At 66.6% G+C, this 26234-nt stretch carries 24 protein-coding genes and 2 pseudogenes; 16 read left to right on the plus strand and 10 right to left on the minus strand.

Annotated elements, in window-relative coordinates; genetic code table 11:
• Nucleotides 1–4: 4 nt before the first annotated feature.
• Complete coding sequence (locus ACNQVK_RS17715; protein WP_418030540.1) at nucleotides 5–1153, minus strand: hypothetical protein; 1149 nt, start codon at nucleotides 1151–1153, stop codon at nucleotides 5–7.
• A gap of 151 nt (nucleotides 1154–1304) precedes the next feature.
• Nucleotides 1305–2207, minus strand: a complete 903-nt coding sequence (locus ACNQVK_RS17720; RefSeq protein ID WP_418030541.1) for a LysR family transcriptional regulator — start codon at nucleotides 2205–2207, stop codon at nucleotides 1305–1307.
• A gap of 73 nt (nucleotides 2208–2280) precedes the next feature.
• On the opposite strand from ACNQVK_RS17720, the pseudogene ACNQVK_RS17725 reads away from it, so the two are divergent.
• A pseudogene (locus tag ACNQVK_RS17725) lies at nucleotides 2281–3051 on the plus strand (DMT family transporter); the annotation flags it as partial.
• Between the two features lie 93 nt (nucleotides 3052–3144).
• Here the strand turns inward: ACNQVK_RS17725 and ACNQVK_RS17730 are convergent.
• On the minus strand, nucleotides 3145–4302 hold the full coding sequence (locus tag ACNQVK_RS17730) for a hypothetical protein (RefSeq protein WP_418034200.1): 1158 nt from the start codon (nucleotides 4300–4302) through the stop codon (nucleotides 3145–3147).
• Nucleotides 4303–4817: 515 nt separating this feature from the next.
• Between ACNQVK_RS17730 and ectA the strand changes: the two genes are divergently transcribed.
• The 9 genes from ectA to ACNQVK_RS17775 all read left to right on the plus strand — a co-directional run bounded on the left by ectA (nucleotide 4818) and on the right by ACNQVK_RS17775 (nucleotide 12153).
• On the plus strand, nucleotides 4818–5363 hold the full coding sequence (ectA, locus tag ACNQVK_RS17735; protein WP_418030542.1) for a diaminobutyrate acetyltransferase: 546 nt from the start codon (nucleotides 4818–4820) through the stop codon (nucleotides 5361–5363).
• 47 nt (nucleotides 5364–5410) lie between these two features.
• Nucleotides 5411–6697, plus strand: a complete 1287-nt coding sequence (gene ectB / locus ACNQVK_RS17740) for a diaminobutyrate--2-oxoglutarate transaminase (protein WP_418030543.1) — start codon at nucleotides 5411–5413, stop codon at nucleotides 6695–6697.
• 13 nt (nucleotides 6698–6710) lie between these two features.
• Complete coding sequence (locus tag ACNQVK_RS17745) at nucleotides 6711–7103, plus strand: ectoine synthase (protein ID WP_211154773.1); 393 nt, start codon at nucleotides 6711–6713, stop codon at nucleotides 7101–7103.
• Nucleotides 7100–8011: an ectoine hydroxylase gene (gene thpD / locus ACNQVK_RS17750; RefSeq protein WP_418030544.1), complete on the plus strand. Its 912-nt coding sequence runs from the start codon at nucleotides 7100–7102 to the stop codon at nucleotides 8009–8011. The genes ACNQVK_RS17745 and thpD overlap by 4 nt, the downstream gene beginning before the upstream one ends.
• Before the next feature lie 9 nt (nucleotides 8012–8020).
• Nucleotides 8021–9529 (plus strand): depupylase/deamidase Dop, encoded by a 1509-nt coding sequence (gene dop, locus ACNQVK_RS17755; RefSeq protein WP_418030545.1) that lies wholly within the window; start codon nucleotides 8021–8023, stop codon nucleotides 9527–9529.
• 106 nt (nucleotides 9530–9635) lie between these two features.
• Nucleotides 9636–9830: a ubiquitin-like protein Pup gene (locus ACNQVK_RS17760; protein WP_003880265.1), complete on the plus strand. Its 195-nt coding sequence runs from the start codon at nucleotides 9636–9638 to the stop codon at nucleotides 9828–9830.
• Nucleotides 9831–9886: 56 nt separating this feature from the next.
• Entirely contained in the window at nucleotides 9887–10684 is a 798-nt protein-coding gene (prcB, locus tag ACNQVK_RS17765; protein ID WP_418030546.1) for a proteasome subunit beta, read from the plus strand.
• Entirely contained in the window at nucleotides 10685–11410 is a 726-nt protein-coding gene (gene prcA, locus ACNQVK_RS17770) for a proteasome subunit alpha (RefSeq protein WP_211154769.1), read from the plus strand.
• 5 nt (nucleotides 11411–11415) lie between these two features.
• Nucleotides 11416–12153: a YqjF family protein gene (locus ACNQVK_RS17775; protein WP_418030547.1), complete on the plus strand. Its 738-nt coding sequence runs from the start codon at nucleotides 11416–11418 to the stop codon at nucleotides 12151–12153.
• Here ACNQVK_RS17775 and ACNQVK_RS17780 read toward each other — a convergent pair.
• Complete coding sequence (locus ACNQVK_RS17780) at nucleotides 12143–12868, minus strand: SDR family NAD(P)-dependent oxidoreductase (protein ID WP_418030548.1); 726 nt, start codon at nucleotides 12866–12868, stop codon at nucleotides 12143–12145. The two genes, ACNQVK_RS17775 and ACNQVK_RS17780, sit on opposite strands and share 11 nt — an antisense overlap.
• A gap of 55 nt (nucleotides 12869–12923) precedes the next feature.
• On the opposite strand from ACNQVK_RS17780, the gene ACNQVK_RS17785 reads away from it, so the two are divergent.
• A complete protein-coding gene (locus ACNQVK_RS17785) occupies nucleotides 12924–13523 on the plus strand; it encodes a TetR/AcrR family transcriptional regulator (RefSeq protein ID WP_418030549.1) in 600 nt (199 codons plus the stop codon).
• Here ACNQVK_RS17785 and ACNQVK_RS17790 read toward each other — a convergent pair.
• Together ACNQVK_RS17790 and ACNQVK_RS17795 are read right to left on the minus strand one after the other, a co-directional pair.
• On the minus strand, nucleotides 13503–14627 hold the full coding sequence (locus ACNQVK_RS17790; RefSeq protein WP_418030550.1) for a hypothetical protein: 1125 nt from the start codon (nucleotides 14625–14627) through the stop codon (nucleotides 13503–13505). The two genes, ACNQVK_RS17785 and ACNQVK_RS17790, sit on opposite strands and share 21 nt — an antisense overlap.
• A gap of 111 nt (nucleotides 14628–14738) precedes the next feature.
• Nucleotides 14739–15362 (minus strand): TetR/AcrR family transcriptional regulator C-terminal domain-containing protein, encoded by a 624-nt coding sequence (locus ACNQVK_RS17795; RefSeq protein ID WP_418030551.1) that lies wholly within the window; start codon nucleotides 15360–15362, stop codon nucleotides 14739–14741.
• Nucleotides 15363–15443: 81 nt separating this feature from the next.
• Here ACNQVK_RS17795 and ACNQVK_RS17800 point away from each other — a divergent pair, with 81 nt between their 5' ends.
• The 4 genes from ACNQVK_RS17800 to ACNQVK_RS17815 all read left to right on the plus strand — a co-directional run bounded on the left by ACNQVK_RS17800 (nucleotide 15444) and on the right by ACNQVK_RS17815 (nucleotide 19714).
• Nucleotides 15444–16427 carry a nitrilase-related carbon-nitrogen hydrolase gene (locus ACNQVK_RS17800; RefSeq protein WP_418030552.1) on the plus strand — a complete coding sequence of 328 codons (984 nt, stop codon included), beginning with the start codon at nucleotides 15444–15446 and terminating at the stop codon, nucleotides 16425–16427.
• Complete coding sequence (locus tag ACNQVK_RS17805) at nucleotides 16424–17455, plus strand: agmatine deiminase family protein (protein ID WP_418030553.1); 1032 nt, start codon at nucleotides 16424–16426, stop codon at nucleotides 17453–17455. Before ACNQVK_RS17800 ends, ACNQVK_RS17805 begins: the two co-directional genes overlap by 4 nt.
• A 148-nt stretch (nucleotides 17456–17603) precedes the next feature.
• Nucleotides 17604–18476, plus strand: a complete 873-nt coding sequence (locus ACNQVK_RS17810; protein WP_418030554.1) for a hypothetical protein — start codon at nucleotides 17604–17606, stop codon at nucleotides 18474–18476.
• Between the two features lie 47 nt (nucleotides 18477–18523).
• Complete coding sequence (locus ACNQVK_RS17815; protein ID WP_418030555.1) at nucleotides 18524–19714, plus strand: serine hydrolase domain-containing protein; 1191 nt, start codon at nucleotides 18524–18526, stop codon at nucleotides 19712–19714.
• A 48-nt stretch (nucleotides 19715–19762) separates the two neighbouring features.
• Here the strand turns inward: ACNQVK_RS17815 and ACNQVK_RS17820 are convergent, their stop codons facing one another.
• Together ACNQVK_RS17820 and ACNQVK_RS17825 are read right to left on the minus strand one after the other, a co-directional pair.
• Complete coding sequence (locus ACNQVK_RS17820) at nucleotides 19763–20620, minus strand: DUF559 domain-containing protein (RefSeq protein WP_418030556.1); 858 nt, start codon at nucleotides 20618–20620, stop codon at nucleotides 19763–19765.
• Nucleotides 20621–20721: 101 nt separating this feature from the next.
• Nucleotides 20722–22231: pseudogene (locus ACNQVK_RS17825) on the minus strand (APC family permease).
• A gap of 58 nt (nucleotides 22232–22289) precedes the next feature.
• Between ACNQVK_RS17825 and ACNQVK_RS17830 the strand changes: the two are divergent.
• Nucleotides 22290–23351 carry an IS630 family transposase gene (locus ACNQVK_RS17830; protein ID WP_016895231.1) on the plus strand — a complete coding sequence of 354 codons (1062 nt, stop codon included), beginning with the start codon at nucleotides 22290–22292 and terminating at the stop codon, nucleotides 23349–23351.
• Between the two features lie 4 nt (nucleotides 23352–23355).
• Here the strand turns inward: ACNQVK_RS17830 and ACNQVK_RS17835 are convergent, their stop codons facing one another.
• Together ACNQVK_RS17835 and ACNQVK_RS17840 are read right to left on the minus strand one after the other, a co-directional pair.
• Nucleotides 23356–24207 carry a universal stress protein gene (locus ACNQVK_RS17835; protein ID WP_418030557.1) on the minus strand — a complete coding sequence of 284 codons (852 nt, stop codon included), beginning with the start codon at nucleotides 24205–24207 and terminating at the stop codon, nucleotides 23356–23358.
• Nucleotides 24208–24210: 3 nt separating this feature from the next.
• A complete protein-coding gene (locus ACNQVK_RS17840; RefSeq protein ID WP_418030558.1) occupies nucleotides 24211–26151 on the minus strand; it encodes a primary-amine oxidase in 1941 nt (646 codons plus the stop codon).
• Nucleotides 26152–26234: the final 83 nt, after the last annotated feature.

The following is a 26234-nucleotide window of genomic DNA, read 5'->3' on the forward strand; positions in this document are numbered from 1 at the left end:
CGCGTCAGGATTCCGCGGTATGGGTGCGGTAGCGGTCGCGCGCCACCAGCGTGAGCCGGAGGTCGTCGAGCAGCGGGTCGAGGAACCGGGTCCGCTGCTCGACGTCGGAGACCGCCCGGGCGCTGAGGTACATGAACGTCAACGCCGCCAGGAACATGGTGGTCTGGATCAGCGCCTGCGGTACCGGGAACGTCATTCCCAGCAGCTGGCCATCGGGTGACCCGTTGCGGGTCCAGGCGGCCAGTAGCTCAGGACTGAGCACGATCAGTCCCAGTACGAAGAAGATCAGCGCGGTCACCACCGCGACGGTGAGCACCTGCACGATCTGGGACAACACGAGCGCGAACACCACGTTGAGCCGTTCCGGCTTCGACAGATGTACCCGCCGCGGCCGGTCGGGCATGTCGGCGAACGGTGTGCCGGCCAGGCGCCCGTCGTCCTCGGGTTGCTTGGCGTCCGGCCGCAGAATCGGCCGCACCCGCTCCAGCGTGCTGGAGACCAGAAACACCGTCGCGACCGCGAAGAGGAAGAGCAGCGCCAGCCAGAGACGGGGCCGGCTCAGGGTGGATGCCATCAACCAGACGTAGGTGTTGAAGAACACCAGCACCGTCAGCAGGACCACGGGCAGCGCCCGGACGAACAGGCTGCCGACCGACGCCAGATTCGAGATCGTCACGTGGGCTGCGAAACCCAGGATCGATCCGATTCCTGTTGCGGTGCACACCAATACAGCCGCAATGACCAGCAATTCGATGATCAGGTTCAGGCCGTCCCGCGCGGTCAGGCCGCCGTAGAGTCCGCTCACCACGATCACCAGGCAGGCCACCGCCGACGCCGCATCGGCCGCGCGTCTGGTCGGGACGAGGGAGACCACCCACCCGACGAGGGCGGCTGTCGGCAGCACCAGCAGCAGTACCGCCAGCACGAACCACTCTGTGCGCGTCGGGGTGCCATCGATGGCGATGGTGTGCTTGCCGGTCAGACCGACCACCAGCACCGAATTCAACATGATCCACGCGTATGCGGCCAGGGCCGGCGCCGACCGCGCCCACACCGACCGGACGAGTGCTCCCGGGCGCAGCACCGCGGGCAGCCCGTTGGCCAGGAACCAGCGTTCGGCCTCGACGCGGTCAGGGGATCGTGAGCTCGCCACGGTTACCTGCCGCCACACTGGTGCCGTCGATCGGCGTTGCGTTGCGCATCACGAGGTTCGTCATCACGACTACTGCACCAAGCAATCACCGGTACGGCAAGCACCGGCGTTATTGCCGGCGCAGCGTGTCGGGGCGCACCGCGTGCGGATGTCACGTGAGCGCTGAACTGATCTCCGCGGCAACACCACCCAGCACATCGAGCACGACTGCCACCGCGGGCCGCGCCGTGGCACCCGCACGGGTGACCGCCTCGACCCGCCGGGCCACCGAGATGTCGGTGATCGGCAGCCGCACCAACTCACGCGCCAGTCTCACGTAGCGGGGCATCAGGGCGATACCGGTGCCTGCGTGGACCAGCTCCTCGACTACACGGAAGTCGTTGATCCGCTGGGTGATTCGCGGCCGGATGCCGGACAGGATCGTGATCGAGTTGAGTACGTCGTCGACCATCAATCCGCCTTCGACGCCGATCCAGCGTTCGTCGGCCAGATCGGTCAGCCGGACCTGACCGCGACCGGCGAGATGGTGTCCCGGCGGCAGGACGACGTCCAGCGGTTCCCGCAACAGTTCGGTGGCTTCGAAGCGCGGGCCCCAGGGTGATGCGTCGCGTTCGTCGCGGTGCGCGACCACGACGTCGAAGTCGGCGAGCTGGGCCGGTGCCCGGGACGCCGGCACGTCGATGTCGCGCCCGAGAACCTGGACCCCGTGTTCGGCCGCCCGGACGATCAACGGGGCCAACAGCATCGCTGCCCCGGAAGGAAAGAACGAGACACTGACGGTCCCGCGGGGGGTGCTGCGGTAGGCATCCATCTCGGCCCGGGCGCGGTCCAATGCCGCCAGTACGGCATCGGCGTGCCCGACCAGCACCTGCCCGGCGTCGGTCAGGCGGACCCGCCTGCCGTCGGGTTCGATCAACGTCACCCCGGCCTCGCGTTGCAGGATCTTCAACTGCTGGGAGACGGCCGAGGGCGTCATGGACAGCACCTGGGCCACTGCGGCGACCGTCCCGTGGTCGGCGAGCTCACGCAGCATTCGCAGGCGACCGGCATCCATGAAGTAATACTACATATATTGTGAAAAAAGATTAGCTTGACTGAACTATTGGGTGGATAACACGCTGGTCCGTATGGCCCAACGTTCCACCGACCTCTGCCTGCTCGCCGTCGCTGTCGTGTGGGGATCGAGCTATCTGGCCACCAAGGAGATCGCCGCGCCCGACGCCGTTTTCGCGCTTCTGGTGGTGCGGTTCGCCCTCGCCGCAGTCGTGCTGGCTGCTGTCCTGTGCCGGCGGCTGACGGGATTGACCCGCGCCGAGGCGGCCTCGGGTGTGGTCGGCGGGATCCTCCTGGCCGCGGTCTGTGTTGCCGAAACCTACGGCGTGACCATGACATCGGCGTCCAACGCGGGCCTGATCATGGCGCTGACCATCGTGGCCACGCCCATGATCCAGCGCCATCGGGTGGCGCACCGCTTCTATCTCGCGGCGGCGCTCGCAGTGGCCGGTTGCGCGTTGCTGACCCAGGCCGGCGGCCTGACAGCCCCGCGCGCGGGGGACATCGTGATCGTCATCGCCGCGCTGCTGCGTGCCGTGCACGTCACGGTCATGGCGCGGATGTCGCAGAGGCATGAGATCGACTCAGCCCGAACCACTCTGGTTCAGCTGGCCGCCGTCGCCGTGGTGACGCTCGCCCTCTGCGGGCTGTCGGGGCAATCGGTGGTGGCGACGACGGCCGGCTACGGAGTGGCCGACTGGGTCGTCATCGGGTACCTGGTGGTGGCCTGCACCGTGTTCGCGTTCCTGGTGCAGTTGCGGGCGTTGCGCACGACCAGCCCGGCCCGGGTCAGTCTGCTGGTGGGCACCGAACCGCTGTGGGCCGCCGTCATCGGTGTCGCAGTGGCCGGCGATCCCGTGACCGGGGCCGGAATCGCCGGAGCCGCACTGGTGATCGCCGGCACCACCTGGGGTCGTGTGGTCTTGACGGCACCGGTCTCAGCGTCGCTCCAACTCCAGGTACGCGTCGCGCCCGGCCAGGCTGACCGCGACGTCGGCGATCAGCGGATCGAAGAACCGCTCGCGATACAGCGGATCGACACTCGTGCTCACGGTGAAGTACAGGCCGGAGAGCACGGCCACGAACAGCGACATGTGCACCACGGTCTGGGGAATCGGGATCGCGATGCCGAACCAGGTTCCGGCGCAGGGCGGGGCGCCGGTCTGGCAGGCCGTCTCTGCCGACCACAGCACGATGACGTCGTCGGGAATGGCGATGATGCCCAGCGCCAGGAAGAACGCGAACAGCCCGGTGGTGAACAGCACCACCTGGATCGCCTGGGACACCACCATCACCGCCACCACGTTGACCTGTTCGGCGCGTGACAACGGGGTGCGACGCGGATGGTGGCCGTCCCGCACCGACAGCGGGGTGCCGGCCAGTAGCGCGGCAGGATCGCTGGGGCCTGCGCGATCCTCACGTAGGGCGCGCACCTCGTCACGAATCGTGGTGACCATGAAGGCGATTGCGATCAGGGCCAGGAATCCGATCGTCTGCCACAGCCGCTGCCGGGGCATCCGGGCCGAGAGCTGCCACAGCTCTCCGGTGAAATACACCACCACCGTGAGCATCAACAGGGGCAGGGCGCGACTCATCAGGGTGCCCAGCGCTCCCAGTTGCAGCCAGGCGAACCGGAACGCCCACAACGCGATCGAGCCGAAACCCAGGTAGGTCAGCCACACCACGAGCGATGCGACGAGCGCGAATGCGGCGGCCTCGGCGGCAGCGATACCGGAGAAGCCGCTGTCGGCGAACGGCAGGCCGAAGACGAACAGGGCCATCACGAGCAGCGCCGCTGAGCGGCGACCCGCCTCGCCACGCGTCGTGTCTGCCCGGTGCAGCCGTTCCAGCACGAACGGTGCGGCGAACAACAGCAGGGCCAGTATGCCGAGTTTGACTGCGGTACCGATGCGTACGGCGGGTCCGGTGAGTTCGGCCAGCAACATGATCAACGCGATGAGCCCACCGGCTGCGGCGACCATCGGCGCCGAGCGTTCGAGGAGCGCGCGCGATCGCACTCTGCGCGTGAGTACCAGCGGAAGCCCGCGCTGGAGGAACCAGTCGTGCACACGCCGCATGTCGGCCACGGCGGTCATTGTGCTCGATCCCGGCTCAGCTACGGCGATTTCGGAGTAGTCGACACGCCGCCGCGGATCCCGTGGCGTTGCCCGCATGACGCTGCGGCGGCCATCGGCGGGGCAGGAGATTCAGGAGAAAGCTCCCGAGCATATTCGACCGGTTATCGAAGTTGGACCGTACCGGCGATTATTAAATTTCAATTTGAGTTTTTCGGGCCCGGAATATCCGGAGAAATCCCGGAAATGTGTTGCGTTCGTCTGTTGCGGCGGGCGCGCCCATCGAGTAGGGCCGACATCGGCCGAGGGTGGTACCGCTGCACCAATGTAACGATTCGATAACGACGCTAACACTTTTCTGAGATTGACGATTCGTGCGGTTATTGCAGGTCAACGCCCGTGAGCGCAGACGGAATACCGGTCCTGGCGCGGTCTCGGAGCTTGATCCCGGCAAGGCGGTGTGCTTACGTCGAGGGCACCGATGACTTGTAACTGACGATGATCGCTGACTGTTCGGTGGTGACTTTTAACTCGATATGCGTGTTTTAGAAAGCGTCCCGGGACGCCATTCCCGGGAAGAATTCCTGCGCCCTCCACGGGGTACCGATGCGATTGGCATCCGCGATCTGGCGGAAGCCACCGGGGTGCTCGATCTGAATTCCACCTATGCCTATCTGCTGCTGGCAACAGATTTTGCTGCCACGTCAATAGTGGCCGAGCGTGACGGTGACCTGCACGGATTCATCACGGGTTACCACCCGCCGCCGCGGCCGGACGTCCTGTTCGTGTGGCAGGTCGCCGTGTCGCCGTCGGCGCAGGGCGGGGGACTGGCCAGCACCATGCTCGACGCACTCGTGCACCGGGTCCGGACGCAGCGCGACGGGCGCCCGGTCACCGTGGAAGCCACGGTCTCGCCGGGTAACGCCGCCTCACGCGCATTCTTCGGCGCCTTCGCGCGCCGTCACGGGGTGCCGCTGGTCGAGGACCCGCATTTCGGATGCGATCTCCTCGACGCCGGCGGGGCTCACGAAGACGAGCCGATTCTGCGGATGGGGCCCATCGCCACACCGCTTTCTCGCTGAAATCAGTTGTCTGATAACCAGTTTGATTTGATTGGAAGGATTATCCCTTGCTGCTCGCTACGACAGCGCCGTTGTCCGAAGCTGACCTCCCCGACGTGTTCAGTTCGGTCGAGTCCGAGGTCCGCAGCTATTGCCGCAGCTGGCCCACCGTCATGAACAGCGCCGCAGGTTCCTGGGTGACCGACACCGCCGGGCGCACCTACATCGACTTCTTCGCCGGTGCGGGCGCGCTGAACTACGGCCACAACAACGCCGCCCTCAAGGAGCCGTTGCTCGAATACCTTGTCTCCGACGGGATCGTGCACTCTCTCGACATGGCCACCGTGGCCAAGCAGCGCTTCCTGGAGAGCTTCGAACGGCTCATCCTGCGTCCGCGTGGGCTGGACTACAAGGTGCAGTTCCCCGGGCCGACCGGGGCCAACTCCGTGGAGTCCGCACTCAAGTTGGCCAGAAAGGTAACCGGCCGCGAGTCGGTTATCAGCTTCACCAACGCATTCCACGGCATGACGCTCGGAGCGCTGTCGGTCACCGGCAACTCGATGAAGCGGGCCGGTGCCGGCATCCCGCTGGTGCACGCCACCCCGATGCCCTACGACAACTACTTCGGCGGGGTCACCGAGGACTTCCAGTGGTTCGAGCGCGTGCTCGACGATTCGGGCAGCGGGCTCAACCGCCCCGCCGCGGTGATCGTCGAAACCGTCCAGGGCGAAGGCGGTCTCAACGTGGCACGGATCGAATGGCTGCAGGCCCTGGCGGAGCTGTGCCGGAAGCGCGACATCCTGCTGATCGTCGATGACGTCCAGATGGGCTGTGGCCGTACCGGACCGTTCTTCAGCTTCGAGGCCGCCGGCATCGTGCCCGATATCGTCACGATATCGAAGTCGGTCAGCGGCTACGGCCTGCCGATGGCGCTCACGCTGTTCCGCCGTGACCTGGATGTGTGGACACCCGGGGAGCACAACGGCACCTTCCGTGGGCACAACCCGGCTTTCATCACCGCCACGGCGGCGCTCGAGACATATTGGGCGGACAATAAATTCAGCTCCGACACGACCGTCAAGGGTGAGCTGATCCGGGCGCGGCTGGAAGAGATCGCCGCTGCCCACGACGGCGTGACCGCCCGTGGTCGGGGCATGGCCCAGGGCCTCAAGTTCGACGAGGCCGACCTGGCCGGACAGGTCTGCCGGGCCGCCTTCGACCGCGGTGCGTTGATGGAGACCAGTGGTCCGTCCGACGAGGTGGTCAAACTGCTGCCGCCGCTGACCACTCTTCCGAACGAATTGTCCGAAGGACTCGACATTCTCGCCGAGTCCGTGGCCGTCGCGCTGGCCTGAGGAGGCTTGAAACATGATTGTTCGCACCACAGCCGAGATCACCGGCACCGACCGCGACGTGGCCGACGCCAGCTGGCGATCCAAGCGCATCATCCTGGCCGGCGACGGCGTCGGGTTCTCGTTCCACGAGACCACCATCGAGTCGGGGTCGGTCAACGAGTTCCACTATCAGCACCACGTCGAGGCGGTCTGGGTGATCGAGGGCACCGGCACGCTGACGGATCTGGAGACCGGGCAGCAGTACCCGCTCGCTGACGGAACCATGTACCTGCTCAACAACAACGACCGCCACCGGGTCACCTGCGATGAGCAGTTGCGGATGCTGTGCGTGTTCAATCCGCCCGTGACCGGGCGGGAGGTGCACGACGAGAACGGCGTTTACCCGGCGCCGCAGTCGGTCGCATGACGGCACAGCGGGACGCCGAAGGCGTTGCGGCCGCGGTCGAGGATCGCTACCCGACACGGCTCGAGCACGCGATCGAGCCGATACCGCGCCACGAGCCTGTGGTGTGGGGCAGTGTCGCCGACGGGCCGCTGAGCCAGCCTCATCTGGACGGTTTCTCCGAGTACGGCTACCTGGTGGCGCCCGAGACGGTGTCGGACGATTGGCTTCCGCTGCTGCGGCACGAAATCGACCGGGTGGCAGCGGATCTGGACAGGGACGACCCGCGGGTGATCCGGGAGCCGGGCGGCACGATCCGGTCGATCTTCGAGCCGCATCTGTTGAGCGACCTGGTGGCCCAGGTGGTCCGGCTGGAGACGGTGCTGCCGGTCGCTCGGCAATTGCTCGGCGGCGACGTCTACATCCACCAGGCCCGGATCAACCTCATGCCCGGGTTCACCGGGACCGGGTTCTACTGGCATTCGGACTTCGAGACCTGGCACGCCGAGGACGGCATGCCGGCGATCCGCGCCGTCTCCTGCTCGATCGCCCTGACCGAGAACTATCCGTACAACGGGTCGCTCATGGTCATCCCCGGATCGCACCAGACGTTCTATCCCTGCGTCGGCCCCACACCCGAGGACAACCACGACACCTCACTGGTGGTGCAGAACATCGGCGTGCCAGACCAGACGACGCTGACCAAGGCTGTCGACACCCATGACATCCACCAGTTCACCGGTCCGCCCGGGACCGCGCTGTGGTTCGACGCGAATCTGCTGCACGGCTCGGGATCGAACATCACACCGCTGCCGAGGTCGAATGTCTTCCTGGTTTTCAACTCGGTCGACAACGCGCTGACCGACCCGTTCGCCGCCCCTCGGCCACGACCCGAATACCTGGCGGCCCGGGGCGCACAGGCCGTCACCTAGGCTGGCCACATGCAACGGATTATCGGAACAGAGGTCGAATACGGCATTTCATCGCCGTCCGATCCGACCGCCAATCCGATCCTGACCTCGACTCAGGCGGTGCTGGCGTATGCGGCTGCCGCCGGCATCCAGCGCGGCAAGCGCACACGGTGGGACTACGAGGTCGAAAGCCCGCTGCGCGACGCCCGCGGGTTCGACCTGTCCCGGGCGTCCGGACCGGCTCCGATCGTCGATGCCGACGAGGTCGGCGCGGCCAACATGATCCTCACCAACGGCGCCCGGCTCTACGTGGACCATGCCCACCCGGAGTACTCGGCGCCGGAGTGCACCGACCCGATGGACGCGGTGATCTGGGACAAGGCCGGCGAGCGCGTGATGGAGGCCGCCGCCCGCCACGTCGCGAGCGTGCCCGGGGCGGCCAAGCTGCAGCTCTACAAGAACAACGTGGACGGCAAGGGCGCCTCCTACGGGTCGCACGAGAACTACCTGATGAGCCGCCAGACCCCGTTCTCCGCGGTGATCGCGGGGTTCACCCCGTTCCTGGTGTCCCGGCAGGTGGTGACCGGTTCCGGCCGTGTCGGCATCGGGCCGTCGGGCGACGATCCCGGTTTCCAGCTGTCCCAGCGGGCCGACTACATCGAGGTCGAGGTCGGCCTGGAGACCACGCTCAAGCGCGGCATCATCAACACCCGTGACGAGCCGCACGCCGATGCCGACAAGTACCGGCGGCTGCACGTCATCATCGGCGATGCCAACCTGGCCGAGACGTCGACCTACCTCAAGGTCGGGACCAGCTCCCTGGTGCTCGACCTGATCGAGGAGGGCCCGCAGTACGGGCTGGACCTGTCCGATCTGGCGCTGGCCCGGCCGGTGCACGCCGTCCACGTGATCAGCCGGGATCCGTCGCTGCGGGCCACGGTCGCGCTGGCCGACGGTCGTGAGATGACCGCCCTGGCGATGCAGCGGGTCTATCTGGACCGGGTGGCCAAACTGGTCGACATCAGGGACCCGGATCCCCGGGCCTCCCACGTGGTCGAGACCTGGGCGAATGTGCTGGACCTGCTCGAACGCGATCCGATGGAATGCGCCGAGATCCTCGACTGGCCCGCCAAGCTGCGGTTGCTGGAAGGGTTCCGTCAGCGCGAGAACCTCGGCTGGCAGGCGCCGCGGCTGCACCTGGTCGACCTGCAGTACTCCGATGTCCGACTGGACAAGGGCCTGTACAACCGGCTGGTGGCGCGCGGTTCGATGAAGCGCCTGGTCACCGAGCAGCAGGTGATCGACGCGGTGGACAACCCGCCGACGGACACCCGTGCGTACTTCCGCGGCGAATGCCTGCGCCGCTTCGGTTCCGACATCGCCGCGGCGAGCTGGGACTCGGTGATCTTCGATCTCGGCGGTGATTCGCTCGTCCGGATTCCAACGCTGGAGCCTCTGCGCGGTAGCAAGGCGCACGTCGGAGCCCTCTTGGACTCTGTGGACAGCGCCGCAGAACTCGTCGAGCAACTCACGAACTAGACCATCTCCGGCGGTGAGCTATCCCGGGCAATCCGGGTGCCGACCGGTACTGTGGAAGAACCGGTTGGGCGGTTAGCCCGGCCGATGACAATTGCAGGAGGCAGCGATGGCTCAAGAGCAGACCAAGCGTGGCGGCGGCGGCGGTGAGGACGACGACCTCCCGGGTGCATCCGCCGCCGGGCAGGAGCGTCGCGAGAAGCTGGCCGAGGAGACCGACGATCTGCTCGATGAGATCGACGACGTGCTGGAAGAGAACGCCGAAGACTTCGTTCGCGCATACGTCCAAAAGGGCGGCCAGTGACCTGGCGCGAAAACCTGTCTCTGCCACAACCCTTCTCCGGTATCCCCTCTGTAGCCATGGACCTCTCGTCCTTCTCTGAACTGTTGCGTCGTCAGGCCCCCGAACTGTTGCCGGTCAACCGTGTCGCCGATGGCGCGATCAACCCGACCAACGCGGTGCCACACGGGACGACGATCGTCGCGATCAAGTACCCCGGCGGTGTGCTGATCGCCGGCGACCGGCGTTCCACGCAGGGCAACATGATCGCCGGGCGCGACGTGCAGAAGGTGTACGTCACCGATGACTACACCGCGACCGGTATCGCGGGCACCGCGGCCATCGCCGTGGAGTTCGCCCGCCTCTATGCCGTGGAACTCGAGCACTACGAGAAGCTCGAAGGCGTCGCCCTGACCTTCCGCGGGAAGGTCAACCGGCTGGCCATCATGGTGCGCGGCAATCTCGGTGCGGCACTGCAGGGTTTCGTGGCGCTGCCGCTTCTGGTGGGTTTTGATGTTGATGCCAGCGACCCGACAAGTGCCGGCCGCATCGTGTCCTTCGACGCCGCAGGCGGTTGGAACATCGAGGAAGAGGGCTACCAGTCGGTGGGCTCTGGCTCGATCTTCGCCAAGTCGTCGATCAAGAAGCTCTATCCGCATGTGGTGGACGCGGATTCGGCACTGCAGGTGGCCATCGAGTCGCTCTACGACGCGGCCGACGACGACTCCGCCACCGGCGGACCCGATCTGGTGCGCGGCATCTATCCGACCGCGGTGACCATCGGTGCCGAGGGTGCGGTCGAGATCACCGAGGAACGGATCGCCGAGCTGGCCCGCGAGGTCATCGCGCGCCGGACCCGGACGGGCGGTGAGGGGTAAATGAGCTTCCCGTACTTCATCTCGCCTGAACAGGCGATGCGTGAGCGCTCCGAGCTGGCCCGCAAGGGCATCGCCCGTGGGCGCAGCGTGATCGCACTGGCATACGACAGCGGCGTGCTGTTCGTCGCGGAGAACCCCTCGCGGTCTTTGCAGAAGGTCAGCGAGCTCTACGACCGCGTCGGTTTCGCCGCCGTGGGCCGGTTCAACGAGTTCGACAACCTGAGGCGCGGCGGAATCCAGTTCGCCGACACCCGTGGCTATGCCTACGACCGCCGCGACGTGACGGGCCGCCAGCTGGCCAATGTGTACGCGCAGACGCTCGGCACGATCTTCACCGAGCAGGCCAAGCCCTACGAGGTCGAGCTGTGCGTGGCCGAGGTGGCGCACTACGGCGAGACGAAGTCGCCTGAGCTGTACCGCATCACCTATGACGGGTCGATCGCCGACGAGCCGCACTTCGTCGTGATGGGCGGCACCACCGAACCGATCATCGCCGCGCTGAACGAGTCGTACGCAGAGAACGCCGATCTGGCCGCTGCGGTCAAGATCGCCGTCGAAGCACTCAGCGCGAGCGGCAACGGTTCCGAGCCGCGCACCCTGGGCCCGGCCACCCTGGAGGTGGCGATCCTGGACGCCAAGCGTCCTCGCCGGGCGTTCCGCCGGATCACCGGCGCAGCGTTGGAAGCCGTTCTGCCTGAATCGGAGCCACCGGCGGCGTCTGAGTAGCTGCAGTGGTCGAGCCGGTCAGCCCCGAAGCGCCAGGGCTGACCGGTGTCCGGATCCTTCATCAGTCCTGGGTCGACCTGACCTTCCTGCACTGGCCGGTAGAACCGCGGCAGATCGCACATCTGTATCCGGCGGGCACTGAGCCGGATACGTTCGACGGAAGCAGCTACGTCGGGCTGGTCGCCTTCCGCATGACGGGAACCGGTTTCGGCTACGGCCCTGGCGTGCTCGGCAGTTTTCTGGAGACCAATGTGCGGCTGTACTCCGTCGACCGCACCGGCCGTCGTGGCGTCGTGTTCCTGAGCCTGGACACCCCGAGGCTCGACGTCGCGCTCGCCGCCCGCGCGGCGCTGGGGGTCCGATACCGGTGGGCCAGGATGTCCTACCGCCGTGACGGGAACCGCCACGCCTACACGACCGTGGTGCGCTGGCCGCGAACCCGGGCGTCCAGCCGGATCGAGGTGGAAGCCGGCGACGCACTGGTACCTGGGCAGCTTGAGCATTTCCTGACTGCGCGCTGGGGTCTGCACGTCGCTCATGGCGGGCGCACCTGGTACGTGCCCAACGAGCATCCGGCCTGGTCGTTGCGGTCGGCGGAGCTGCTCGCGTTCGACGAGTCGGGATTGTTCGCCTCGGTCGGCCTCGGCGGGCTCTGCGGTGGGCCGCCCGTGCACGTCGCATTCAGCGACGGCCTTCCCGCCAGGTTCGGGTTTCCCGTTCGGGCCGGCACGCCTAGGCCATGACGTTGACCACGGTTTCGGCGGCGGTGCGGTCGGTGTAGAGCTGCCAGATCTGCTCGGCCAGCTCGTCGGGGTTCAATGTCCGGATCGCGATGCCGGCGAACTGCCCGGAATCGGCCATCGCCCGGTGGATGTCGCCGCGCTCGATCAGGCCGCCGATGGTGAGGGTCCCGGCATAGATACCGGTGGGCGCGAGTGCGGCATGCAGGGTGACCGCGTAGTTGCGCAGCGCTGCCGCCGCCAACGCCAGCCCGCCGAGCGGGGGCATCGGCACGACACTGCTCAGGCCGCCGGCGAACAGCAGTCCTCCGCTGCCGCGCTGCCGCATCTCGGGTAGCAGCTGCGCGGCGAAGTCGACCGCGGGTACGACGCTGTCGAGCGCCGCCTTCGCGGCGGCGGCGTCGAGGTCGGTGATGTCGCCGTTGGGTGCCGTTTCGAATGCGGCCGGGCCGTAATAGCCCACGTCGATCCGGCCGAACCGGGCACGGGCCGCGTCGACGGCGCCGCGCAGCTGATCGGGCCGGGCCGCGTCGGCGACATAGGCGGCCGCCTCGATCCCGTTGTCGGCCAGTGCGGCCAGATAGTCCGAATGCCGTTGTGGCGAACGCGAAATCAGCGCGACGCGGTATCCCGCGGCGCCGAACCGCTGTGCGACCGACAAGCCGAGGCCAGGGCCGACGCCGAGTACCACCAGGACCGGGGAAGAAGTTGAGGTCATACTCAACTTACTAGCACAAGTTGAGTACACCCTCAACTTCGATATGCTCAAGGGCATGTCGGCGATGCGCGCGGATGCGGTCCGAAACCGGGACCGCCTGGTGGCGGCGGCCGCCGAACTCTTCACCGAACGCGGAGTGGACGTGCCTCTCGACGAGGTCGCGCGAAAGGCGGGCGTGAGCATCGGCACGCTCTACAACCACTTCCCGAACCGCGGCGCACTGCTGGATGTCGTGCTGTCCGACCGATTGGCCGTCATCGACCGGCTGGCCCGGCAGGCGCTTGCCGATGCGGACCCGTGGCGGGGATTCACCGGATTCCTCGACAGCCTGTTCGCGATGCAGGCATCCGACCGCAGCATCAACGACGCGGTGGCCCGCAATCCGGTCGGCGCCGTCGACGTCGCGGGGGAATGCGGCCGGGCCGGGGGACTGCTGGAGGCCGTCGTCGGGCGGGCCAGGGATGCCGGGGTGCTGCGAGCCGACTTCGGCGCCGATGACCTGGCAACGTTGATGTGGGCGATGTCGAAGGTGATCGCGATGGCCGATGGTGACGACACTGTCTGGCGGCGCCACCTGGGTTTTGTGCTGGACGGGCTGAAGAGCCCGGCCGGCGGCGAGCGGAAGCCTGGGCCGTCAGCCCAGGGCGAACCGTAGCTTCGCGACCGCCGTCTGGTTCCAGATGCCGGCGGTGATCTCGTCGGGTCGCACAGCGAAGGCCTCGCCACGATGCTCGAGGACCGCCACTGCGATGCGAGACAGCACGTCGTACCCGGAATCGTCGTAATGCAGCGCGCCGTCCGCGGCCTCGATCCGGCCCAGGACATCGACGGTGAAGTTGTATACGAGGGTGTCCACCGCGCCGGCCGCCGCGGCGCGCGCGATGTCGCCCAGATCGGTGGCCACCAGCCCCTTGCTGAGGTCGTTGCCCAACTCCTCGACCCACGCGTTGGCCTGTTCGGAGTTCAGGGCGGGCAGTGACTCGCGGATGGCGCCGTCGATCTGATCGGGCCGCAATTCGTCAGCGGCGCCGGGCACCGCCACGATCCGGCGCTTGTGGTCGAGCCCGCGGTACATGTCGAGCAGCGGGTCGGTCGCGAACAGGTACAGCGGCCGGGTCGACGACGGATCGAGCTGCCCCAGTTCGGCGTCCACGGCCTCGGCGACCCGCTTGGCGTACTGCTCCAACAGCACTTTCTTGCCCTCGTCGCCGACGAGGCGCCGCACATGTCCACGGTCGCGCACGGTTGCGCGATGGGTCGCGTCGGCCACGTCGGCCGCGTATTCGCCGGTGAGCTCCAGTTCCTCGGCACGTGTGCTCGCGGTGGCCTGCCACAGGTTCCAGCCGTCGGCCGACAGGGTCAGCGCATAGGCTTCCTGCGGCGTGGTGACCGCGCGCAGGAGCTGGCCGATGTCGAAGTAACTGCCCACCTGCGACTGGCTCTCCAGCTCGTTGGGCAGCACGTAGACCTCGTGGAAGTCGTCGGCGATGAAGATGGCCACCGAACTGGAAAGGCTCAGCCACAGATCCGATTCGGCGATCTCGGTCCAGCGCGATCGCAACTTTTCCTCGACGGCGTGCCGCGCACCGGAATCGCGGATCGTGCGCAGGGCCCGGTCGACGGCGCTCTTCGCGGTCAGCAGACTCTTTTCCCGCTCGTCGGGTCCCGGTGCGGTTTCGGCGTACACCGTGATGGCGTGCTCATGAGGCTCGCCAAGGCGGATCAGGTCGGCAACATCGGGCAGGTCGTAGCGGGTCATCGCCCCTCCTTCGCGCGGACTGCTACCAACCTTATGCCTGAGGGGGCCGCTGACCAGGGTAAAAAGTCCCAGAAGGTGGCATCGCGGAGCGAATCGGGCCGACCGCGGGCCTCAATTCCGCTCGGCGCCCGATGCGACGGCCGCCAGTCCGTGAAGCAGTACCGCGATGCCGAACTCGAAGGCGTCGTCGGCGCGGGCGGGCTTGGCGCTGCCGGTGGTCAGGGCAGCGGTCAGCTCCGGCCCCACCTCGGCGCCGGTGCTCCAGGGTTCGTCGGGGGCGGCGACGTCCAAGGCCGAGCCCAGCACGAAAGAGTCGATCAGGGTGATGGCGCGCAGCGTGTCGGACGGGTCGAACCCGGCGCGGCCGAAGGTGACGGCCAGGGTGTTGTACATGGTCAGGGCATGTTCGCTGTTCACCGCGTGTGCCGTGAGCAGCGGGATGAGGCGCGGATAGCGGGCGTAGCTCTGCCGGTAGGACCGCATGATGTCGGCGACCACCTCGGTCCAGGGCCGGGCCGGGTCATCGGCGGGGAGGGTGACCTCGGACATGGCCCGCTCACGGAGCAGTTCGACGATCTGTTCGCGTCCGGCGACGTGGTTGTAGAGCGAGGACGGCCGGACCTTCAGCGCCCGGGCGAGCTGGGGGACGCTGAATCCACCGGTTGAATTGACCAAATCCATTGCCGCACTGGTGATGCGGTCGGGGGAGAGCAGCGGTACCGGCGGGCGTCCCATGGCACATTTCTACTACCTCTTTACAACCGGTGTCAGCGCGGTCACAATAAAACGAACACCATTCGTTTTAGGAGTCGACCGATGATCACCCTGACCGCCACCGCGCCCGAGTCGCTGTCCCGAAGCGCCGAGTCGACGCGCCCTCCGCTGCGGGTCGGGCTGGTGCAGCACCGGTGGCGGCCGGATGCGACGGAACTGGTCAGGGTGCTGCGGGACGGTATCGACCGGGCGGCCGGCGCAGGTGCGGCCTTGGTCTGCCTGCCGGAGATCACCCTTCTGCGATACCCCGCGGACACCCCGGCCGGACCGAATCCCGGCGAGTCCGCCGAGGGTCTCACCGAGGGGCCGACCTTTGCCCTTGCCGCCGAGGCCGCCCGGGCCAACGGCGTCTTCGTGCACGCGTCGCTGTATGAAAAGGCACCGGCCGAAGACGGATTGGGCTTCAACACGGCAATCCTGGTGACCCCGTCGGGGGAGCTGGCCGGCTACACCCGCAAGCTGCACATCCCAATCTCGGCCGGCTACTACGAGGACACCTATTTCCGTCCGGGCCCCGGGCAGGCCGACCCGTATCCCGTGTACAACCCAGAGGGCCTGGGTGCCCGCGTCGGCCTGCCGACCTGCTGGGACGAATGGTTCCCGGAAGTGGCGCGCAGCTACTCACTCGGCGGTGCCGAGATTGTGGTCTACCCGACGGCCATCGGTTCGGAGCCGGTGTTCCCGGCCTTCGACACCCAACCGTTGTGGCAGCACGTGATCGTCGCCAACGGCATCAGCAGCGGACTGTTCATGGTGGTGCCCAACCGGATCGGTGACGAGGGCAAGGTCAGCTTCTACGGTTCGTCGTTCATCTCCGACCCGTTCGGCCGGGTGCTGGTGCAGGCACCTCGCGACGAAGAAGCCGTGCTGGTCGCCGACCTGGATCTGGATCAGCGCCGGGACTGGCTGGAGCTGTTCCCGTTTCTGCTCACCCGGCGACCCGACACCTACACCGCACTGACCGCGCCGGTCGATGTGGAGCACCCGTACGGGGTCGGCCACGAAGCCACGGCAGTGGTGAAATGACCACCTACCGGATGCCGGCCGAGAGCGCGCCGCAGGATCGTGTCTGGATGGCGTTCCCGTCGGCCGGCTACTCGCTGGGCGACACCGAAGCCGAACACCACGAAGCCCGCAGCACCTGGGCAGCGGTCGCCCACGCGGTGCTGGAGTTCGAACCGGTGACGATGGTGGTGGACCCCGCCGAGATCTCCGCGGCCCGGCGCTATCTGTCCGCCGCTGTCGACATCGTCGAGGCTCCGTTGAACGACGCCTGGATGCGCGATATCGGCCCCACCTTCGTACACGCCGGGGACGGTTCGGTGGCGGCGGTGGACTGGGTGTTCAACGGCTGGGGCGCCCAGGACTGGGCACAGTGGGAGGACGACTCGAAAATCGGTGCAGCTGTTGCGGATTGGTCCGGCGTGCCGGTGGTCGACTCGAACCTGGTGAACGAAGGCGGCGGGATCCAGGTCGACGGGCTGGGAACGGTCCTGGTCACCGAGACCGTGCAACTGGATCCCGGCCGCAACCCCGGCGCCACCAAGGCCGACATCGAAGCCGAACTGGCCCGGACCATCGGTGCCGATCACACCGTCTGGTTGCCGCGCGGGCTGACCCGTGACTCGCAGCGCTTCGGCACCCGAGGACACGTCGACATCGTGGCGGCCATTCCCTCGCCGGGCCGGCTGCTGCTGCACGCGCAGGGCGCCGATTCTCATCCGGATCACCTGGTGTGCAAGGAGATCCGGGCATCGATCGAGCAGACCCACGATGTCTCCGGACGGTCGTGGGAGATCGTCGAGTTACCCGCGCCCGACCAGTTGACCGACGCCGAAGGCTTCGTCGACTACAGCTACATCAATCACCTGGTGGTCAACGGCGGCGTGATCGCCTGCGCGTTCGGCGATCCCAGGGATGCGGACGCGGCGGCGATCCTGGCCGAGCAGTACCCGGGCCGCCGTGTCCTCAGCGTCGATGCCCGCCCGCTGTTCGAGCGCGGCGGCGGCATTCACTGCATCACTCAGCATCAGCCTTCGGCCCGCCGGTCGTGATCAGATTGCCGGCTTGCCGGTCGTGATCAGATTGCCGGCCTGCCGGCGGTGATCAAATTGCCGGCTTGCCGGTGGTGATCAGCCGGCCGATCGCCGCGCTCACCTGGGCGCGGTTGCCGGTCCCGTTGCGCAACACCCACGACGTCAGGTGCTCGACCAGCTCGCGCACCTGCAGCAGCGCCTGGATGCGCTGACCCTCATCGCTGTTGCCGGCCAGCTCGGCCGCCCACAGACCCGGTGCGGCACCGTGGTCGGTCCGTTCATGAGCGAACTGACCGGCTACGACGAGCTGACGCCGTATCGCGGCGGCTGGTGTGGCAACGAGATGTTCCCTGATGTTCTGGTATCCGAGCGGCGGGCCAAGGCGACCCAGTTGGTGCGCCGGCTCGGCGATCGGCTGGCCGCCGAAGGCTACCGGGGTTATTTCGAGGTGGACGTCCTGGTGGACACCGATGACGGCGAGGTGTATCTGGGCGAACTGAACCCGAGGATCAGCGGCGCCACCTCGATCACCAACGTGACCGCGGGCGCTTATGCCGATGTGCCGCTGTTCCTGTTCCACCTGCTGGAGTACATGGACGTCGAGTTCGAACTGGACGTCGACGAGATCAACGACCGCTGGGAGGAATTGGCGGCTGCCGACGTGTGGAGCCAGATGGTGATCAAGGAGACCGCCGACGCTGTGGAGCAATTGGTCGCCACACCGGCTACCGGGCACTATGCGTTGGACGCCAGCGGCGCGCTGGTCTTCCGCCAGGCGGCACTGGACTGGCATCAGTTGCAGGACGAATCGGAGGCATTCTTCCTGCGGATCTACCAGGCCGGCGATTACCGTTGGAAGGGCGCCGATCTGGGTGTGCTGGTGACCAAGGGCCGGCTGCAGCGGGACGCGGCCCAGGGCGGCACCGCACTGACCATCCGGGCCCGGCACCTGATCGATTCGATCCGGGCCCAGTACTCCGGTGTCCCGCTTGCCGACCCCGCCCGCGCGATCGAGGTTCCGGCCTGGAAAACCCTATGATGAGGCGGTGGCGCCGCGAGCGCCAGAGATCGGCGATGGGAGCAGCGATGCTGGGTAGCGACCCGGGGCGGACACCGTCCGGGGTGTCGCTGGCCAATTGGCAGTCGGCCCCGCAGCTGCACTGGGCGTTTCAGCACATCGCCGAATTCCTGCCCACCGCAACCATTTCGCGGGGCGCCGGCCCGGTAGCTGCGATGACGCCGCCTGCCGTCGACCACAACGATATCGCCGGCATCGCGGTCGGCCTGCCCGATGGCACGCCCTCGACCGTGGGCGCCGTCATGGGCGCCACCGCGACCGACGGATGGCTGGTCACGCATCGGGGCCGGGTGCTCGCCGAACAGTATTGCGGAGGTATGCGCCCGGACACCCCTCACCTGCTGATGTCGGTGAGCAAGACGCTGATCGGCTCGGTCGCCGGTGTGCTGCGTGGCAGCGGTGCCCTCAACGTCGATGCGCTGGCATCGGATTACGTTCCGGCCCTGGTGAATTCCGGCTACAACGGGGCAACGGTCCGCCACCTGTTGGACATGCGGTCCGGTATCGCCTTCTCCGAGGAGTATCTGGACCCGTCCGCTGAGGTGCGGCTGCTCGAGCAGGCCATCGACTGGGCGCCCCGTTCCCATCCGGGCATTCCACCGACCATGTACGACTTCCTGCTCACCCTGCAGCAGAAGTCGTTGCACGGCGGGCCGTTCGAGTACCGGTCCTGTGAGACCGATGTGCTCGGCTGGGTGTGCGAGGCTGCCGCCGGGGCCCGGATGCCCGAGCTGATGTCGCAATTGGTGTGGGGCCGCATCGGCGCCGCCCACGACGCCAACATCGGGGTCGACTCGATGGGCACCGGCATGTTCGACGGCGGCATCAGTGCCTGCCTGTCCGATCTGGTGCGCTTCGGCTCCCTGTATCTCAACGACGGGGTGTCTCTGCTGGGGGAGCAGGTGCTGCCCGCGGCCTGGGTCGCCGACACCCTTGCCGGCGGAGTGGATTCGCGTGACGCGTTCACCTACAGTCCCGGCGACAACCGGATGCCCGGCGGCATGTACCGCAACCAGATCTGGCTGCCGTACCCGGGCAACGACGTGTTGCTGTGCCTGGGTATCCACGGCCAGATGATCTACATCAATCGGCGGGCCGGCGTGGTGGCCGCCAAGTTGTCCAGCTGGCCGCTGCCGCAGCACGCGCACATGTTGTTCTCCACGTTGCGGGCGTTCGACGCGGTCGCTGCGACGCTCTAGCGATTTGTGCACGATTTTCCGCGGCAGTCGCGGAAAACCGTGCACAAATCACCCGAGGAGGGCGTTGCGGATCTCGGCCAGGACCCGATCGGGATATTCAGTCAGATCGAGCCAGGTGAACCGCAGGATCTGATAGCCGAGCAGCGAGATGACGTTCTGCCGGTTTCGGTCGTTCACGAAGTCGTCCGCGTTGCTGTGAAAAGCCCAGCCGTCGACTTCGATGGCAAGCCTTGCCGCCGGAAACACGACGTCGATCTTGTATCCCGCGACGGGATGGTTGGCCTTCCATCCGGTGATCTTGTTGCGACGCAATAGTTTCACCAGCAGGCGCTCGGCCTCGGAACGGGCGCCATCTGCTGCGGACAGCAGCAGTATCCGGGCCGCGGGCGACCCATGCCTGCCCTTGTTGCGCAGGTGCGCATCCCATAGTTGTTTCAGCTCGACGTGCCGCTGCAATGCCGCATCCATCAGCGTGGCGCCACCCCCGCGGCGGGTCGCGGCTTCGATGACCGAAAGTGGGAGTGCGGTTACCCGGAGTCCATTGCGTTCGACGATGTCGGAGCCGGACAGATCGCGGCGTCGGACCCGGATCCCGTCGCGCTTGCGGTGATTGCTCACCCTGGGCACGGTGACTTCGACGCTTTTCGGCGGGTAGCGCGTGACGCCGTGCCACCATGCGGAGGCCAGTCCGCTGGCGGTGGCAGCGGGCCCGTACGACCAGACCGCGCTGCGCACCCGTGCCGAATCGGTGAATGGACGATCGTCGACAAAGAACACTCCGGGCGCGCAACGCAGCCAGTGGCCCGAACGAACGCGACGGCTGATGGCGTCGTCGCTGAGCCCGGCCGACAGGGCTTGTGCCCGGGTGATCACGCCATCGTGATTGCGAAGGTAGTCGTCGAGCACACTGAATCGGACGTCTGCGCCGCCGCTTCGGTTCCACCGACAGTGATTTGTGCACGATTTTCCGCGCCCGCCGCGGAGAATCGTGCACAAATCAACATGGCTCAGGGGATCGGCGGCGTGTCCATGGTCAGGGTTTCGCCCCGGAAGAATGCCGGCTGGACGAAACGCAGGCCGATCATCACGACGGCGCCGAACAGCAGGATGCCGAATCCGAGATAGAACACCAGGCCGATGCCGCCGATCGAGGCGCCGCTACCGCTGGCCTCCGGGTCCATGCTCACCAGCACCGACTTGACGAACACCGACAGCAGCATCACACCGCCGACCGCCGGGAACACCAGCTTGTAGATGACGTTTCTCGGGCTGAGGAACAGCTCCTTGCGGAAGAACCACACGCAGGCGAACGCGGTGATGCCGTAGTACCAGCAGATCATGATGCCAAGGGCGGCAATGGTATCCAGCAGCGTCCGCTCGGAAAGCAGTGTCACGATGGTGTAGAAGCAGGCGGTGACCACACCGGCGACCACGGTGCTGAACACCGGTGACAGTGATCGGGGGTTGACGCTGGCGAACCTCTTGGGGAATGCGCCGTAGGCACCCATCGCCAGCATGGTGCGGGCGGCGGGCAGGACGGTCGTCTGCAGGCTCGCGATCGACGATGCGAACACCGCCAGCAGCAGCAGGGGCCCGCCCCAGTCACCCAGCACCGGATAGGCCAGCGCCCCGAACACGTTCTCCGCGATCTCCTCGTTGCCCAGCCCCAGCCCGGTGGTGCCGACTCCGGCGTACATCATCACCGCCACCGCCACCAGCAGGTAGGTCAGCAGGATGGACATGACACACAACAATCCGGCCCGGCACCTTGGTGGGATCCTTGCTCTCCTCGCCCAACGTCAGGCAGGTGTCCCAGCCCCAGAAGGCGAAGATCGAGCCGATCAGCCCAATGACGAAGGCGCTCATCGTGAGTCCGGTGAACGGGTCGAACCATTGGATGTCGAAACTCAGGTGCCCCTCGACCTCGCCGGACCGCGCGATCGCGACGACCGCGAACGTCAGCAGGACGATCATCTGGAACCCGACCAGAACGTACTGCACCTTCTCGCTGGTGGTGATGCCGCGGCAGGAGATGAAGGTGGCGATGGCGAGCAGCAGGACCGTGGACACGATGTTGACGGCGATATTGTCCGCAGGGAGCATCGCGAGCGTGTCGTTGTGCAGCACCTTGCCCAGGAACTCATAGCCGAAGAGGACGCCGATCGAGGCCAGATTGGACAGCACGATGATGGTGGCGATCACCATGCCCCAACCGCACATCCAGCCGACGTACGGTCCGAAGGCCTTGGTGGACCAGGTGAACGACGCGCCGCAGTCCGGTGCGCGGGAGTTCAGTTCGCGGTAGGCGTAGGCGGTGAGAAACATCGGGATGAAGCCGGCGATCAGGATCGCGGGCATCTTGAGGCCGACCGCCGCGACGATGAGCCCGATGCTGGCGGTCAGGGTGTAGCCCGGCGCCACCGTCGAGATGCCGAGGATCGCTCCCGTGAAGGTGCCGATCCGTCCCGGTGCCAGGCCTTTGGCGACCAAGCCCTCCTCGCGCTCGGCGCGTTCCAGTTCGGTGCTGGCTAGTGTCGCGCGTCATTAATTAGTTTACAGTGTGCGATGATGGTGTATGCCGTCATCTGCGTTGGTGATCAGTGATGAGGATCGTGCGACATTGCAGTCGTGGACACGGTCCTCGACGATGCCTGCCGGCCATGTTGAGCGGGCCCGGATCGTGTTGGCCGTGGGCGATGGTGCGGGCACGTCGGGAGCGGCCCGACTGGTGGGGGTGTCGCGGCCGACGGTGATCAAGTGGCGGGATCGGTTCGCCGCGTTAGGCATTGACGGTCTGGACGATGAACCCCGTAGTGGTCGACCTAAGACTGTCGATGACGCGGCGATCCTGGCGGCCACACTCGATCCGCCGCCGGATTCGTTGGCGGTGACGCACTGGTCGAGTCGTCTGCTGGGTAAGTACCTCGGCGTCGGGGATGCCACCGTGGCCCGGGCGTGGCGACGCTACGGGGTCAAACCGTGGCGCCGCCAGACGTTCAAGTTTTCCACCGACCCCGAACTGGAAGCCAAAGTTCGTGACGTCGTCGGGCTGTATCTGAACCCGCCCGAGAAAGCGATCGTTTTGTGCGTAGACGAAAAATCGCAGATTCAGGCACTGAACCGGACCCAACCGATCCTGCCGATGCGCCCGGGTCTGCCAGAGAAGGCCACACACGACTACCAGCGCAACGGCACCGCGACCCTGTTCGCGGCACTGGAGATCGCGACCGGGAAAGTGACCGACCGCTGCTATGAACGTCACGGCAAAGCCGAGTTCCTCGACTTCCTCAAGACCGTGGCCCGGGCGTATCCGAGGCGCCGGCTACATGTGGTGTGCGACAACTACCACACCCACAAGCATGCGGACATCAACGCGTGGCTAGCCAAGAATCCGCGTGTGACACTGCATTTCACCCCGACATCAGGTTCCTGGCTGAACATGGTCGAAGTGTTCTTCTCGATCATCACCCGCCAAGCGATCCGCCGGGGATCGTTCGACAGCGTCAAAGAACTCATCGCAGCCATCGGCGCATTCATCGACGGTTGGAACCAACGTTGCCACCCATTCGTGTGGACCAAGACCGCCGACGAAATCCTGCCCCACGCCCGTAAAACAAATTCAGACGCGCGACACTAGTTGCTCAGACATGTTCTGCCCCTTCATCTTTGGGTACCACAAACATCGGGACTTGCAGAACACGCAGCATCTTCGCCGCAGTCGACCCGAGGAACAGGCGGCGCGGCTGGGCCAGCCGGCTCGAACCGACCATGATCATGTCGCCGTCTTTCCAGCCCAGCTTGTTGACCGCCTCCTCGACGGTCGGACCGGTGGCCACCCGTGAACTGACCGGAACATCGTCGGGCAGAAAGTCTTTCGCTTGGTCCAGAGCGCGCTGTGCGTGCTGCTGAGCGGCGTCCAGCCGGCGGGCGTCATCCACGGCGACCAGTGACACCAGGCGAAGGGGCGTCTGGCTGGCCCGGCAGAACCGCAGGGCGGTGTTGAGCAGCAGGGTGGCTCCGGGCCGGGTGCCGATGGCGCAGGTAACCTCGCGAATCCGCTCGCTGCGCTGCAATCGGGCGCCGCGCGGTGCGATCACGACCGGTATCGGCGAGGCGTGCACCAGGTCGTTGACCACCGAGCCGAGAGACAGGGGCCCGGCCATCCCGCCGCCGGCTCCACCGACCACCAGCGCGTCGGCGCCCAGGGTCTCGGCCGCCGCGATCAGGCCCGTGGTGCTGGACTCGTCGTAGCTCAGGTGGGTGGTCACCGGCACGTCGTTGCGCACCCCGGCCGCGGCGGCGGCCAGCCAGCCGTCGGCTTCCCGGTGCAACACGTCTCCGGGGGTGGGGGCGAGTGCCGAGCGGTCACTGGGCAGGACCATGCACAGGTCGAGGCCGGCGCCCAGGGTGCGGGCGATCTGTTCCCCGACCGCGACGGCGTCATCACCTCCCGGTGTGGCGATGTAGGCGACGGCGATTCGTGAGGTGCTCATCGACTAGTCCTCCGCGCATTCGGTGCTGTGACAGGCTTTCGGCGGTGCCGGTGCCACATCCAGGGATGGGTTGCGATCGAAGAATCCGACCGGTTTGAGCCAGAAGCTGACGACGTCAGCCGGCATGATCGGCCAGTCCTCGGGGCGGGTGATGTGGTGGATGCCGAACACGTACCACAGCACCACATCGGTGTTCTCGATCGAGCGGTCGGCGGCGGTCCACATCGGCAGGCCGCGGTCCTCACGACTCTGAGTGACGAACTCGCCTGCCGGCCAACGCTCTTCCGCCGAGTTGGGGGTGACCCACAGGGTGTGCTCGATCGCCTTGCAGCGGGCCAGCACGGGGGAGTCCGGATCGAACATGGCAGGGAAGGCCCCGCCGGGCACCAGCTTGTAGGCCGGCGCGGTGCCGATACCGTTGCGGACGTTGTCGTTGACCACCTTCCAGGCCCGCTGGGTCTGGAAGTTCATGTCCTGCTTGCCCTCGGACTCGGTGCGCAGCGGGGTGTTGCGCTGCCGCAACGACAGCCCGTACGGGTTGTCCGGGCCCATCGGCTCGATTTCGGTCTCGGTGGCGTACACCGTGTTCTGCGTGCCATCCACGTCCAGGTCCAGCCGGGCCACCAGGAAATGCTGGTGGTACGGGGCGTACGTGCGCTGGTCGACCAGGGTGCCGTGCGGGTGCGCCTGCCCTTCCGCGAAGTTGCTGACCACCATGATCCCGGTCGCCCGGACCTCACATTCGATACTGCCGTCCTGATAGAACCGCCAGTAGGTGAGGTATTCGTAGTTGGCCACGGTCACGTGGAAGGAGACCGTCAGTCGGCGCATCCGGCGCACCTCGGCGCCGCTGTGGTGGTCGACGTGCTTCCACAGGACGGCGTTGTCCTCCTCGTGGATGCAGATGGCGTTCTTGATGGTGTACGGCTCACCCTTGCTGTTGTGCAGCACGGCATCCAGGTAGCGGATCTCACCGAGGCAGTCGCAGCCCAACTCCAGTGAGGTGGTCATGAAGCCGATGCCCCACTCGCCGATGTCGAACGCCGTGCGCCGGTAATGGTCCACGCAGTGATCGCGGTAGGGGACCATCATCTCGGCGAACGACATCCGGTTGGCCACCGAGCGCACCCGGCCGTTGTCGTTGTAGGTGACGGCATGCAGGGTCATGCCTTCGCGGTAGTTGAAACCCACCCGCAGTGACCAGTTCTGCCACTTCAGCAGGTTGCCCTCCAGGGTGAACGAAACCCCTTCGGGCTGGGTGATGTTCAGCGGTTGGAGTGGCTCTCTGGTGCCGGCCTTGCGGATGCGTTCGGGAATATGTTGCGGCACATACTCACCCATCATCTCCGGCCGCTCGACGGTGAAGCTGTCCTCGATCTCGAGCAGTTCCATGGTGTTCATGTCGATCACGCAGTGGAATCCGTTGACCGGTCCGGCGTAGGGGTTGGCGCCCTCGGTGGCCCGGACCCAGGTGTCCGACCAGCCCAGGCGCCGGTCCTTGTATTTCTCCGGCATCACCACGTCGCCGTAGGTCCAGGTGTCCATGAACACCAGGTTCATGTCGGTGATGCCGCGTTTGGCCAGCGCGGCGATGACATCGGGGTGGCTGCGCAGCGCCCGGTCGGCCTCTTCCCACTCGTCGACGGTGAAGTTGGGCTGCACGCCGGGGATGTGGTCCCAGGACGACACCGTGCCGGCGGTCAACGACACCACGCCCTTGTAGGTGCGATTGGTCCCGGTGTCCAGCAGCACCGCCAGGGCCCGGCGCTCCGGGACGATGGCCGCCGAATCGAACGCCGCCACCTCGCCCTTGGCAGGCTCGATCAGCTCGATCGAGGTGTATCGCCAGCCCGCCGCGACGCCGTGTGCCGCCTTCAGGATGTCGGCGACCCGGGCGAATTCGGCAGCGCTGAGTGGATCGAGCGGATGGAATGTGTCAGTCACCGGTGATCTCCTGTCGGCAGGGGGTACGTCTCAACCGAGGTCTGCAGCGGTCCATCCCGCATCACGCACCGTCCATCTCTTGT

Origin of the sequence: Mycobacterium sp. 134 (genome assembly GCF_048282715.1) — a bacterium.
GTDB lineage: Bacteria > Actinomycetota > Actinomycetes > Mycobacteriales > Mycobacteriaceae > Mycobacterium > Mycobacterium septicum.

Excerpts from the sequence above, each read along its gene's own strand:
- ACNQVK_RS17720 (WP_418030541.1), bottom strand. The coding sequence starts at position 2,207 with ATGGATGCCGGTCGCCTGCGAATGCTGCGTGAGCTCGCCGACCACGGG.
- ACNQVK_RS17730 (WP_418034200.1), bottom strand. The coding sequence starts at position 4,302 with ATGACCGCCGTGGCCGACATGCGGCGTGTGCACGACTGGTTCCTCCAG.
- ectA (WP_418030542.1), top strand. The coding sequence starts at position 4,818 with ATGCGTGTTTTAGAAAGCGTCCCGGGACGCCATTCCCGGGAAGAATTC.
- ACNQVK_RS17745 (WP_211154773.1), top strand. The coding sequence starts at position 6,711 with ATGATTGTTCGCACCACAGCCGAGATCACCGGCACCGACCGCGACGTG.
- thpD (WP_418030544.1), top strand. The coding sequence starts at position 7,100 with ATGACGGCACAGCGGGACGCCGAAGGCGTTGCGGCCGCGGTCGAGGAT.
- dop (WP_418030545.1), top strand. The coding sequence starts at position 8,021 with ATGCAACGGATTATCGGAACAGAGGTCGAATACGGCATTTCATCGCCG.
- ACNQVK_RS17760 (WP_003880265.1), top strand. The coding sequence starts at position 9,636 with ATGGCTCAAGAGCAGACCAAGCGTGGCGGCGGCGGCGGTGAGGACGAC.
- prcB (WP_418030546.1), top strand. The coding sequence starts at position 9,887 with ATGGACCTCTCGTCCTTCTCTGAACTGTTGCGTCGTCAGGCCCCCGAA.
- prcA (WP_211154769.1), top strand. The coding sequence starts at position 10,685 with ATGAGCTTCCCGTACTTCATCTCGCCTGAACAGGCGATGCGTGAGCGC.
- ACNQVK_RS17780 (WP_418030548.1), bottom strand. The coding sequence starts at position 12,868 with ATGACCTCAACTTCTTCCCCGGTCCTGGTGGTACTCGGCGTCGGCCCT.
- ACNQVK_RS17785 (WP_418030549.1), top strand. The coding sequence starts at position 12,924 with ATGTCGGCGATGCGCGCGGATGCGGTCCGAAACCGGGACCGCCTGGTG.
- ACNQVK_RS17790 (WP_418030550.1), bottom strand. The coding sequence starts at position 14,627 with ATGACCCGCTACGACCTGCCCGATGTTGCCGACCTGATCCGCCTTGGC.
- ACNQVK_RS17795 (WP_418030551.1), bottom strand. The coding sequence starts at position 15,362 with ATGGGACGCCCGCCGGTACCGCTGCTCTCCCCCGACCGCATCACCAGT.
- ACNQVK_RS17800 (WP_418030552.1), top strand. The coding sequence starts at position 15,444 with ATGATCACCCTGACCGCCACCGCGCCCGAGTCGCTGTCCCGAAGCGCC.
- ACNQVK_RS17805 (WP_418030553.1), top strand. The coding sequence starts at position 16,424 with ATGACCACCTACCGGATGCCGGCCGAGAGCGCGCCGCAGGATCGTGTC.
- ACNQVK_RS17815 (WP_418030555.1), top strand. The coding sequence starts at position 18,524 with ATGCTGGGTAGCGACCCGGGGCGGACACCGTCCGGGGTGTCGCTGGCC.
- ACNQVK_RS17830 (WP_016895231.1), top strand. The coding sequence starts at position 22,290 with ATGCCGTCATCTGCGTTGGTGATCAGTGATGAGGATCGTGCGACATTG.
- ACNQVK_RS17835 (WP_418030557.1), bottom strand. The coding sequence starts at position 24,207 with ATGAGCACCTCACGAATCGCCGTCGCCTACATCGCCACACCGGGAGGT.